Here is an 11144-nt window from a genome sequence, read left to right as displayed (position 1 = left end):
TAGCCTTACATGGACCTTACACTTTTGTAAGAAAGAACAAAAGCGCAGGGCGTCCCCTATTGTTCTATTAGAAATCAAGTTCTTTATCTCAAAAAAACTGCTTTCTTTAGTATAACGTTCTATACGGAAACTGACTGAAGACCTTCCACAATCGGACAGAAATCTGGATGACTCGATTCCGAGACTTTAGTGTGTATAAGGGGGATCCGGGAAACGGTTCGCTCCACCCCTTTACCATAAGATTTACTTCGGAACCAATCGACAACCGATTTATTTTAGGTGGCTGGAAGGATCGCTCAAATAAATAGTACAGAGCTATTTACAGAAGCTCCCTGACGTTTTTGAATGATGGTTTCATTCTTCTTATTAAAGTAATAGGGTCTGGGATACCGCGGGGGATACCGCGAGACTCCCTGTGGGGCCGCGGAGGTGATGACTAGTCTCGTGTGTCTTGTACACTGGAGATGGATGTGGCCAAATTCAACGTAACCTTTGATTGTATAGTTACGTTAAACAACAAAAAGCCTTCCTGTACCAACAGCAAGGCCTTCATCCTATGGTTCCTTCACACTTCAAAATAAATGCAAAAGGACGTTCCTTCATCCACTTTCGTTTCCATCGAAAATTCGTGGGACAACTTACTTAGAATTTCTTTGACAAGATACAGCCCCATGCCAGTTGACTCATGATACTTCCTTCCGTTTACACCTGTAAAATAAGGTTCGAATACCCTTCTTCGATCCTGATCAGGGATGCCAATTCCATGGTCCGTGATCGTTAACCTCACATGATCGCTTTGTTTCTCAACCTTAATATCCAGCTTATCCGATTTTTCAGTGGAATACTTGACGGCATTTGATAGGAGTTGCTCGATCACGAACTTGAGCCACTTTTGATCAGAAGTAATCGACAACTCTTCCTGTTCCATCACGATATTCGGATACACCCCAAACTGGAAAAACAGCCGTTTATTTTCTTTAATAAGATTTTGCATAAATGGCTGAATCGCAAAAGACTCAATAAAATAATCTTTTTCAAACAAAGATAACCTTGATGAATAAAGCACGGTTTTTAACCCTTCTTCAAGACGGAAGATCTCTTTCCGAATATCCTGAAACACAGGGTCATCATAATCTTTAATCATTAACTGAATGACAGAGATGGGTGTTTTCATTTGATGGACCCATTGATTCATAAAGGTGGCTCTTTCTTTAACAGCCGCCTCACTTTCAATAATCTTCCTATCAGCTGCTTCCTTCCCAGCACGTATTCTTTGTTGCAGTGCTTTTGAGAAAAAACTGTTGCCTAAGCTTGGAATTACTCTCGTTCCATCCTCTTCAGATTCAATCCAATTATATAGTTTATACTCCTCCATCCAGCGATAGGAAAGGTAGCCGAAGATAAACAGGCCTTGCATCAAAATCACGTAAAGCACATGCTCCCAGCCTTGAAATCCGAGAAACCATAAATAGATCCATGTAAACACGCCTTGCGCTATAACGGTTAAACCTAAAGCCGAGTGACTCCGTAAAAATAGTTTCATGTTTATCCATCCCACGTATTTTTTATTCGGTAGCCAGCACCACGAACCGTTTCAATGGCATCTACAATTCCCATATCTTTCAGCAGCTTACGAAGTCTTGATATGTACACGTTTAGTGTATTCTCATCAACAAACATATCTGTATCCCACATTTTTTCCATCAATCGATCACGGCTCGTGATCTTATCTCCCCGCTCCAATAGAACCTCTATCATGGCTGCTTCCTTTTTGGACAGCTCACAAGTCTGGCCATTAAATTCAAGCTCCAATTTCTCGGGGTAATAGGTCAACCCTTCAAATTCAATCGCCTTCTCCTCCTGTTTGAAAGCATACTCGCCCATCGTTCGGCGGAGCTGACTTTTTACCTTCGCCGTAACAATTTCAAAGGAAAACGGCTTTGTTATATAATCATCCGCTCCATTTTCAATGGCCATCACCTGGTCCATCGTTCCTTCTCGGGCCGATATAAAAATGATCGGGCATTTTGAATGCCTTCTTATTTGCCTGCACCAATAAAATCCATCAAAAGCCGGTAAATTGATATCGAGTAAAACGAGATCAGGTTGAGTCTCCTGGAATTCTGTTAAGACATCCTGAAAATTCTCAATAGCTTTACACTGATAACCATATTTGGATAAATAGTCCGTTAATAGGGCTCTTAATTCATGATTATCTTCTACAACCATAATGCTCGGCATACCTGTCTTCCTTTCGTATAAACACTTCAAGAGCACCTTACAGTGATGTAAGATCCCCTTAAGATTATTCCATAGTTGTTTATCTAGTTTGCTTATACAATGTGATCAAAGCTCATGAAAAGGAGTCATTTCATTGAAAAAAACATTTGATATCATGATTACAATCATTATTACGATGCTAGATCCCAAGGCTATTGCTGAGGAATTAAATAAACAGCTTTACCCTTTTTAGGATACAACAATATACAATGCTTAGCCAAATTAACATAAAGCAGAGCACTCACTATTATTCTTCAAAAAAAATGACGCGGCTTCTTTTGTTGAGAAACCGCGCCAATCATCTAACACCAAACCTTATTGCATCGTATAAACTAGACCCCTCTTCGCTCTTATACTATACAAAATCTCTTGGAATGTCCGTTTTCCACGTTTTCTTAAAGATTTCCTTATCATTCTCAAAAGCTGTCATCGTGTTGGTTAAATAGAAATGATTTTCATCACTGCTCATTTCACTAAGGCATTTCAATTTCGTTCGCCAGTCATCTCTGCCGACCGTTAATTCCCATTCACAACTTGCACGGGCAGACAGCGGGTCATTCTCTTTAATGCTATAAGTGTTTATATTGATACTGCCATATTGCAAACCATTGCTAGGTAATTTCCTTTCCCCTTCATCAGAGAAGTCCTCAAGCTTCCATACCCCATTGATCATGTCATGGGCCAGATGTCGTGTCCTGTTTTCTGTTCGAACGACTTCCTTATCCATAACCTTCGCTGTCTCAGGCACATCAAAATTACCCCAAGAATCATCCTCACTTTGAGGCGTTCTCACAGGCAGCTCAAGAAAAGTATCTTTGCCTGAGTACACGGTTAACGTAACCGGTTTAGGAGATGGCCAGGCTTGCGGCCAATAGGTTGGTGATAACGCCACTTCCAATCGGTGGCCTTTTGGTATCTGCTGTCCTAAGGCATCTAATTGAACAGAAATGTTGTATTTTTCACCAAGCTTCAATGGCTCAGGAAATTCATGAGAGTTTCTATGCGTGAGATTCAACATTCCCCAACTAATTAATGTCGATTCACCTGTTGGGGCTTTATCGCACAATCGTACAGCCAACAGGGCTTGTTCTTGATCTGATGAAACTTCAGCATGAAACATAGGGTGGCCGAGCAGTTCTGTCGTTTCCTCAAATGGTTCTGATGTGAATACAACAGCTTTTCCATTTTCTAAACGTTGGTCAGATGGCAAATCACCCGGCTGGCCAAACGGACAAAAGACCCCTGCGTAAAATCCATGCTGCTGGACACTTGGAAGAACAAATTCCTCTGAATCCATTACTTTATTCGTTAATTTTCCTTCGGTCAGCCAAAGAGGTGTTTCTTTAACATGTTTAGATGGCCATGTATGATCCGCTACCCATTTGCCGGGTCTTTCCGGGTAATTGACGGCAGGTAATTCACTATCCTGAATCCAGGAGATCAATTTGGGCTCTTCCATAATCCCTGTATCTTTTCCTTTTAACCATTGATCCCACCACCGCACACATTCCTGGAGAAATCCAATAGCAGGTTCAGGTATGGCGACTTCAGGATATTCATGGGCCCATGGTCCAACCAGCCCTTTGCTTTCATTCGGCAGATTTTCAAGCAATCTAAACACGGCATTTGTGTACCCATCTTGCCAGCCGCTTACAGCAAATACGGGTATTTGAATATTAGAATAATCTTCACAAATCGAGCCATGTTTCCAATACGCGTCTCTTCGCTGATGTCTCATCCACTCTTCCACAAATGGAGGCGTATTTTCCAAACGATCCAGCCAGTTCTCCTTCCAGCTATCACCGACAACATTCGGATCTTGTGGTCTCGCGTTATAAGCAAACATCGTGGACGCCCACCACAACATATCAGAGGATAAAATATTCCCGCCTCTGTAATGGACATCATCTGCATAACGATCATCTGTTGAACACAGGGTGATAATCGTTTTGAGAGCCGGGTGATTCCTAGCTGCCACTTGCAGACCGCTAAACCCTCCCCATGACTTACCGATCATTCCGACAGATCCAGTTGACCATGGCTGTTCCGTTATCCAATCCAGCACTTCTAGCGCATCATCTTGTTCTTGTTTCAAATATTCGTCTAATAATATCCCGTCTGAATCACCGGACCCCCTGATATCAACACGAATACTTGCGTAGCCATGTCCGGAAAAATATGGATGCCTGGCTGAATCACGAATGGCGGTAAAATCATTTTTACGATAAGGGATATACTCTAAAATGGCGGGGACTGGACTCTCTTCGGCGTCCTTTGGCAGCCATATCGTTGCGGCCAATTTTGCTCCATCAGACATTGGAATCCAGACGTGGTCTACCTTTTTCGTTTCTCTAGGAAACTCTGTTTTTACTTTACGTTGTTCAGAATCTTTTATATTAAATACCAATTTTTTGTCAACCTTTCTATTCGCCTCTAGGTTCATATCTAAAAGGTGTCCCTCAAGCCATGGGACAACCCTATGATTTACGACCTGTTATTTCTAACTGGATGAAAAGCAATCTCCTTGCGTTTTTCAGGTGAAACGACCCTCATGACACTTTCATAGATATAATCCAGCGTGCGATCAATCGCCTCGTCAACTGAATAATTCCTACGCTGATTCATGACCGTGGTCATCATTCCTTTCCAAAGCAATAACGTCGTATCCGCAATAAACTCGATATCCTTTTGTTCAATAAACCCTTCTTCTACAGCATCTTGGATATATAAAGCACTTCGCGTAGAGAGTGTATGCTCCATCACGATCGACTGAATTTGTTCAGGCAATCCGATTAAGTCATTTTGATAGACCTTATAATAGTTCTCTAAAAGATCTTCTGGGATAGAACCCAGATTATTAATAAAAATCACCGAATAAATTTGCGGCTGTTCAAAAGAATATTTACAAAAACACTCCCACGCATACAACCATTTTTCTACTGTATTATTTCCCTTCTCCATATAATGAGGTAAATCTTCAATATAATCTTTGGTAAATCGCATCGCCGCAAAAAATTTCAAGTGTGAGAGATCCTGAAAATAGTTGTAAGCCGTCGAACTCGTATAACCTGCTTTATCGGCAATTTTTCGAATCGTAACATTATCAATGCCTTCATTCTCGATGACGTCTGTTGCTGCATCTAAAAAATAACGCCACATTCTTGCCCGTTGGATTTCTTTTCTTCCCGCGCTCATCAAATCCACTTCCTTACAAACAAAGTTAAGACTATTGTAATGGAGTTTCCAGTGTCATACAATTTCAACACCCATCTTCTCCCTTAACGCTTATGACTTTTCACATAAACGTGGTTGTGGTCGTTCTGTTTCAACCATTTTATCAGAGACATCGATAACAAAACATACATAATTAAAACGGGCACAGACACTAACACAGAGGAAGTTTGAATGACTCCAAGACCGCCGACGACGGTTAGGCTGATCGCTAGAGCAGACAGTAAGATGCCCCACAATAGACGATGCCAGCGTGTCGGTTCTGCATTTCCATGTAATTCTTTTGTCGCTACACTTGCAATCACATAAGCTGCTGAGTCAAGCGAGGTAGCTAAGAAAATAAATCCAAGAATCACAAAGAAGATCGACACAATAAGCGACAATGGTAAGGAATTTAACACAGCAACGATAACTGCCTGTTCACTTTGTTCTGTGAGAATTTCAGTAAGCGGAACTTGCCCACTTAGTTCAAGGTCCATCGCATAGCCGCCGAATACTCCAAAATACAGCCAGCTGCCAAGAGACCCCCACATTAATATGTTAAATACAAGTTCTCTTATTGTTCTGCCTTTTGAAATACGTGCCACAAAGATTCCGATAAATGGAGCTGTTGCTGCAAACCAGGCCCAGTAGAAAACGGTCCATGTCTGAGGAAAGCCACCCTTAGAAATTGGATCCGTATACAGACTCATTCGCATGAAATTATCCATCATCAGTCCAAAACTGTTAGTAAAGTAGGATAAGATAAACAGTGTAGGACCGACAATAATGACAAACAGCGCGAGGCCAAGCGCCATATAAACGTTCCAGTCACTTAACTTTCTAATCCCTTTATATAGACCAAGGTAGGCACTGGAACTAAAAATAATCGTCCATATGATAATAATGATAATGTTTAACGTCAGGTTTGGTTCAATGCCGAAGATGTCACCAATAACGGCTGAAACCATCGGAACACCGAGCCCCAGAGAAGTACCTAAGCCGCCAATCATACTCCAAATTACTAAAATGTCGATAATTTTTCCTAATAAACCGTCCGCATGCTTCCCTAAAATGCCCCGGCAAGCTGAACTGATTTTAAGGGAAGGATCTTTTCTTACGTAAAAGCTGTATGCCATAACGACAGCAGGCAGGGCATATAGAGCCCATGCGGAAATTCCCCAGTGGAACAATCCATAACTTACAGCATATTCTGCCGCTTCAGTAGAACCACCTTCGATTCCAAACGGAGGCCCTGTATAATAATAGAGAGGTTCGACAATTGACCAAAACATAATACTTGTCCCCATGCTGGCACAAAAAAGCATACCTCCCCAACTGAAGCGGGAAAATTCAGGCTTATCATCAACAGAGCCCAGCTTCACTCTTCCATATCGACCTACCATTAACCAGATCAAAATAATAAATAAACCGATCGTCAGAAATTCAAAAGCCCAGTCTAAGCGATAGGTAATGGCAGTCATCATTCCTTCTATGACAGGTCCAGCCGTATCCCTATAGACCACTAATAGAAATGTAGCGACGACTACTAATAATATAGATGGCCAAAAAATAGATTTATCAATTTTAGGATTCATAACGTTGTTTCCATACCTCCAAGTCTCTATTTGATCTTTTACTTATTTTTACTAACTAATGATTAGGAAACAACATATCTTCTAATTCTCTAGGATATGTTGTAATACTTCGGCAGCCGTCTTTTGTCACAATGACGGTATCAGAGTGACGGAAACCGCCTGCACCCGGAACGTATATACCAGGTTCAATCGTATAGCACATCCCTTCTTGTAAAACCAAATCGTTATCAAAGCGAAGATATGGCTCTTCATGTTCTGACAATCCTAGCCCATGCCCCGTCCGATGCTGGATATATTCGCCATACCCTGCTTCCTCAAATACTTTATAAGAAGCAATGTCAACGTCCTTTGCTTTTACACCAGGTTTAACCGCTTCCATTCCGACACGCTGCGCCTCAATAGCTAAGGCTAAACATTTCTTTTGCTCCTTAGTAGGATTTCCAATTAAAAACGTACGTTCATTTTCAGCACGATAGTTGTTAATCCATACTTGACGGCTGTGCACGACGACATCATTCTGCTCAAATCTACGAGTACTAGAATATAAATGCGGCATCGAGCTGCGTTCAATTCCTGAACAGGTCCAATTTTCATACCCAATTATAAGATCCGGATATTCGTCAGACGCCGTTTCTAGCAGCTGCTGATCACCGTATGAATCAAATTCCAGTTCGCTCATCCCTGCTCGCACATGATGGAATGATGCCTCTAAGGCAATGTCAGATAAATATCCAGCCTGCTCAAGCCAATAGATTTCCTCCTCGTTTTTCACAGAACGTAAGTCTATTACATCCTCTCCCACATCCTTGATATCAAAGCCCTTTTCTATCAATCGCTGATAGGCAGAAGCCGGAACGATATCCATTTCCACACCTAGAACATGTTCTTTTGGAAAATCATCCATAATGTGATTCAGCGGTTGTAAATAATTCGTATCTTTATCATGATCCTGAAGTTTTTCATGATAGATAAAGAAGTCGTCTACCTCGGCCATTTGGCTAGCATGATCCCTCTCAAGCTCAGGAATGATATAGTGCGTCTTATCCTTATAGACAAGATAAACAATGGGGCGTGAATATGATATCGCACGGAACCCGCTCAAATAATACTGATTGTCCGGATCCCAAAACAGAGCAACATCGATGCCTTTATTCGACATCCTCTGGCGAAGTGCCTTTAATCTTTTTGCAACTGCCTTTGTCATGGTTGACCTCCTCCCATTTATGAACATATTTATTTTATGAACTTGTTTTTTTAATGAACATGTTCATATTATCATAATTATTACATTTGTCAAAATTCATAACGAGTAAAAAGGAAGGTGATTTTTTAAATAGAAAAAACCGCATCATTCAAAACAATAGAATGATGCGGGCTGGGAGCCACATATACTTTTAGTTTTCTGCTTATTTAATCATCTTTTTTATAAAATATATCTAACTTGTCCCAAATGTCTTCGAACTTCTCAAGACGCATCTCCACTTCCCTCATTCTTTCCTTCCCAATTACTGCCACTAACGCATTGATTAAGCTGAGTGGGGCAATAAACGAATCAATAAACGTTGGAAGCTGGCTCGAGGCTGTTAGTGCAATATCCGCATGTGGAATAAGCGGAGACAGTAATGAATCAGTGAGCACAATGGTTGTGGCTCCCTGCTGTTTTGCGTAAGCTGCCATATTAATCGTACTCATCGTATAGCGTGAGTAACTAATAGCAAAAACCACATCATTTTCCCCAAGTTCATATAACTGTTCTGCACTATCTTCAACGGTGCTGACCATTTCCGAATTACCTAGCATAATGCTGAGATAATATTGAAGAAAAACACCCAGTGAAGATGCACTTCGATTGGCAGAAATATAAATATTCTTTGCCTCAAGCAATGCCTCAACAGCCTTTAAGAAGGATTTTTCATCTAATTGTTGCATCGTTGATTGAATATTTTCCTGGTCACGATGAAAAATGTCGTAGATTATCTGGTCTTTTCCTTCAACTATTTGGGAGGACATCCTTAATCTTTCGGTCGTTGAAAGTTGCTGTTTAACAGAATGTTGCATATCTTGTTGAAGTTCTGGATAGCCAGAATATCCAAGAAAGACAGCAAACCTTACGACAGTTGCCTTAGCTACTCCAGTTTCTGCTGCCAAATTGGCTACGTTGAAGAAAGGAACGGTATTTGTATGTTCCAATACGTAAGAAGCTATTTTTTTCTGAGATTTACTCATGAGCGAAAATTTCTCTGCAATGAGCTGATAGACATTATGTTCCATGATAGATCCTTTCCTACAGTCCAATATTTTACATTCAACTATGTACAACTTTTCTATTTCTAGTTTACTTTATCGACTGCTCATTTCCTATCCCTCACCTAGTGAACAACCTTCCTAATCAATTCCATTTTTGAAATAAAACTTTCTTGTATAGTATATAAAAGAAATTTACTATTCACAAATTCAATTCAAAGGTATAAAATGAAACATAAATTTCATTATAAAAAATTATGAAATTATAATTTCTCAAAGGGGTGTATATATGTTAAATCAAACAAAAAACAATGCATTGTCCGAATTCTTGAGAAAAACCCCTCAATCAAAAGAATTCTCGACAGAGGCTAAACAAGTCATGCCAGGTGGAGTCACGGCCAATATCAAAGCCTTTGACCCCTACCCCATCATTATGGATCAAGGAGCGGGTGCGTACTTATATGACATCGACGGGAATAAGTATATTGATTACCTCCTCTCCTATGGAGCCCTAATGCTCGGACATGGTCCTCCGGCAGTGGTCAATGCTATCCAATCACAAGTGGAAGACGATGGAACATTTCTATTCGGAACACCTCACAGACTTGAAACAGAAATGGGAAAAAAGATCAGGCAGCATTATCCAAGTATGGAGAGGATCCGTTATACAAACTCGGGAACTGAAGCTACCCTTTTGGCCATCCGAATGGCTCATGCTTATACAGGCAAGCACAAAATTGCCAAGTTTGAAGGCCATTATCATGGAGGATATGACCAGGTTCTGCTAAGTGTGAATCCTTCTGTAGACAACGCAGGTCCCGTGGATGAACCAACCTCCGTCATCGAATCAAAAGGAGTCGATCCGTATCATCAGGAACACACCATCGTGCTGCCATTCAACAACCTTGATGCTACAGCAGAAATTTTACGTAAGAAGAAAGATGACATCGCAGCGGTGATCCTGGAGCCAATTCAGAGCGGATTTATCCCAGCTGATCACTTCTTTATGGAAGGACTCCGCACGATTACTGAAGAGCTTGGCATACTGCTTATTTTTGATGAAGTCAAGACAGGTTTTCGCATTGGACTAGGTGGTGCTCAGGCCGTTTACGGGATCAGCCCTGACCTTACTACATTAGGAAAAGTAATCGGCGGCGGCTTTCCGGTAGGGATTGTAGGAGGAAAGCAAGATGTCCTCATGACAAGTGCCCCGAATTCCAATTCAGATGTGTTCGACTCCAGCCAAAGTAAAACATCTCAAGCAAAAGATGTTTTGTTCCATAGCGGCACATACAACGGGCACCCAACCATTCTCGCTGCCGGACTCGCCACCATCAACGTACTTGAACAAGAGATCGATCATGTTCTGACCACGACCCGCCAGTTAAAAAAAGGCATCAGCGAGCTGTTTGCAAAACACGGGATTTCCATGCAAACAATTGGCCTCGGGTCTATTTTCAATGTAGTCATAACTGATAAAGAAAAGATATGGAATCACCGTGAATTACAACAAGCGAATTTTTCGATGAGAAAACAGTTGGATTTTCTTTTGTTAAATGAAGGTATTTATACGAAACCGTTAAATCGCTACAGTTTGGCGACGGTTCACGGGGACAAGGAGGTACAGGATACACTTGCCGCTTATGACAAAGCATTATCAAAGCTCACCTGAATACCAATAGATAAGTTAATAAGAATACAGCTTTGAAAATGGTAATGAAAGGATGACCTGAGGTGCTATTACACGTAAAGAGGTTGTCCCAAAGTGATTTACACTTTTGGGACAACCCCATTCCTTACACATTCTTTAAA

Annotated in this window: 8 protein-coding genes; 1 reads left to right on the top strand and 7 read right to left on the bottom strand. The window is 41.1% G+C overall.

Annotation, left to right across the window (positions count from 1 at the left end):
* Positions 1-565: 565 nt before the first annotated feature.
* The 7 genes from MUO14_RS21260 to MUO14_RS21230 form a co-directional block, all read right to left on the bottom strand.
* Positions 566-1543, bottom strand: a complete 978-nt coding sequence (locus MUO14_RS21260) for a sensor histidine kinase (RefSeq protein WP_244752506.1) — start codon at positions 1541-1543, stop codon at positions 566-568.
* Positions 1544-1545: 2 nt separating this feature from the next.
* The gene (locus tag MUO14_RS21255; RefSeq protein ID WP_244752505.1) at positions 1546-2241 is read right to left on the bottom strand and encodes a response regulator transcription factor; all 696 of its coding nucleotides are present in this window, start codon (positions 2239-2241) and stop codon (positions 1546-1548) included.
* A gap of 394 nt (positions 2242-2635) precedes the next feature.
* Positions 2636-4687, bottom strand: coding sequence for a CocE/NonD family hydrolase (locus MUO14_RS21250; protein ID WP_244752504.1), 2052 nt, complete (start codon positions 4685-4687; stop codon positions 2636-2638).
* 77 nt (positions 4688-4764) lie between these two features.
* Positions 4765-5475 (bottom strand): TetR family transcriptional regulator, encoded by a 711-nt coding sequence (locus tag MUO14_RS21245; protein WP_244752503.1) that lies wholly within the window; start codon positions 5473-5475, stop codon positions 4765-4767.
* An 83-nt stretch (positions 5476-5558) separates the two neighbouring features.
* A complete protein-coding gene (locus tag MUO14_RS21240; protein WP_244752502.1) occupies positions 5559-7088 on the bottom strand; it encodes a BCCT family transporter in 1530 nt (509 codons plus the stop codon).
* A gap of 55 nt (positions 7089-7143) precedes the next feature.
* The gene (locus MUO14_RS21235) at positions 7144-8292 is read right to left on the bottom strand and encodes a M24 family metallopeptidase (protein ID WP_244752501.1); all 1149 of its coding nucleotides are present in this window, start codon (positions 8290-8292) and stop codon (positions 7144-7146) included.
* Positions 8293-8498: 206 nt separating this feature from the next.
* Positions 8499-9359 (bottom strand): MurR/RpiR family transcriptional regulator, encoded by an 861-nt coding sequence (locus MUO14_RS21230; RefSeq protein ID WP_244752500.1) that lies wholly within the window; start codon positions 9357-9359, stop codon positions 8499-8501.
* A gap of 262 nt (positions 9360-9621) precedes the next feature.
* Here MUO14_RS21230 and MUO14_RS21225 point away from each other — a divergent pair, with 262 nt between their 5' ends.
* Entirely contained in the window at positions 9622-11004 is a 1383-nt protein-coding gene (locus MUO14_RS21225) for an aspartate aminotransferase family protein (protein ID WP_244752499.1), read from the top strand.
* Positions 11005-11144 lie beyond the last annotated feature (140 nt).

The organism is Halobacillus shinanisalinarum, from assembly GCF_022919835.1.
In the GTDB taxonomy this organism is placed as follows: domain Bacteria; phylum Bacillota; class Bacilli; order Bacillales; family Halobacillaceae; genus Halobacillus_A; species Halobacillus_A shinanisalinarum.
Note: the sequence above shows the minus strand (reverse complement) of the source record. Positions and strands in the feature narration are given on the sequence as shown.

What these genes read in the sequence shown, in the direction of transcription:
- MUO14_RS21260 (WP_244752506.1), bottom strand. Translation starts at nt 1,543, where the DNA reads ATGAAACTATTTTTACGGAGTCACTCGGCTTTAGGTTTAACCGTTATA.
- MUO14_RS21255 (WP_244752505.1), bottom strand. Translation starts at nt 2,241, where the DNA reads ATGCCGAGCATTATGGTTGTAGAAGATAATCATGAATTAAGAGCCCTA.
- MUO14_RS21245 (WP_244752503.1), bottom strand. Translation starts at nt 5,475, where the DNA reads ATGAGCGCGGGAAGAAAAGAAATCCAACGGGCAAGAATGTGGCGTTAT.
- MUO14_RS21240 (WP_244752502.1), bottom strand. Translation starts at nt 7,088, where the DNA reads ATGAATCCTAAAATTGATAAATCTATTTTTTGGCCATCTATATTATTA.
- MUO14_RS21235 (WP_244752501.1), bottom strand. Translation starts at nt 8,292, where the DNA reads ATGACAAAGGCAGTTGCAAAAAGATTAAAGGCACTTCGCCAGAGGATG.
- MUO14_RS21230 (WP_244752500.1), bottom strand. Translation starts at nt 9,359, where the DNA reads ATGGAACATAATGTCTATCAGCTCATTGCAGAGAAATTTTCGCTCATG.
- MUO14_RS21225 (WP_244752499.1), top strand. Translation starts at nt 9,622, where the DNA reads ATGTTAAATCAAACAAAAAACAATGCATTGTCCGAATTCTTGAGAAAA.